Source organism: Pseudomonas sp. GM49 (assembly GCF_000282355.1).
GTDB lineage: Bacteria > Pseudomonadota > Gammaproteobacteria > Pseudomonadales > Pseudomonadaceae > Aquipseudomonas.
Map to the genome: position 1 here is coordinate 1 of NZ_AKJL01000232.1, position 772 is coordinate 772.

General features: G+C 49.9%; 1 protein-coding gene. It reads left to right on the forward strand.

The window, feature by feature from the left end:
* Positions 1-113 precede the first annotated feature (113 nt).
* Positions 114-392, forward strand: a complete 279-nt coding sequence (locus tag PMI29_RS08985) for a DUF2790 domain-containing protein (RefSeq protein ID WP_008000866.1) — start codon at positions 114-116, stop codon at positions 390-392.
* The last annotated feature ends 380 nt before the right edge of the window (positions 393-772 follow it).

The following is a 772-nucleotide window of genomic DNA, read 5'->3' on the forward strand; positions in this document are numbered from 1 at the left end:
CAGCCACTACAGGCTTTGCAGGCGGGCACGTTCGTCGCGGTAAAGTGAACTTCACGCTCACCATGTGTCACATTAAGTCCCCGTTAAGCGAACTTCAGAAGAGGTACAGCCTTATGAATATAGCTACAGTAGTAAGTGCCGTGATTTCCAGTCTCGCGCCAAGTGTGTTTGACCAGAACGGCCTGCAAGAACCCGGCGCGCATGTCTCAGCCGTCGAATACCACTACGGAATGGACATCGATGTAAAACGGGTACTGCAACGTACCGATACATCCGACAAGACCGGCGTGGTACCGGTGACCCTGGTCTACGAAGACAGCGAGGGTGAGGTTCACAAGATCCGTTTCCTCGAATGGGGTGGAAGCCCCGCCGACCCTACCAGCATTGCCTGATCCGCTCGTCGATCGGGTTCTGGGCCTCGCCGGCCCTCCATAAGCGGAAGTTAAACCTCATATGCACTCAGTGCGGATGATGTTTTTTGTTACCTGAAAATTGACATGATCGAATGATTAAAAGTTCATTCGCAAAACTCACCATTATCTTGGCAGCGTAATGCCGCAAGATTAATTGATAGTAATTGCTGGATCTAAATGGCAGTCAGCTACGGTAAATTCCAATCAAGCCGTGCCGAGAGCCAAGTTGATTCACCATTACAACCAAGAGGCAACCATGGAACTTAGTATGCTTTCTTCGTCCACCGTGGAATATTTGCGTTTGGGCGTTGTATATTTTCATCTTATCGCCTGCTGTGTGGCAATCGGACTGGTTTTGA

What these genes read in the sequence shown, in the direction of transcription:
- PMI29_RS08985 (WP_008000866.1), top strand. Translation starts at nt 114, where the DNA reads ATGAATATAGCTACAGTAGTAAGTGCCGTGATTTCCAGTCTCGCGCCA.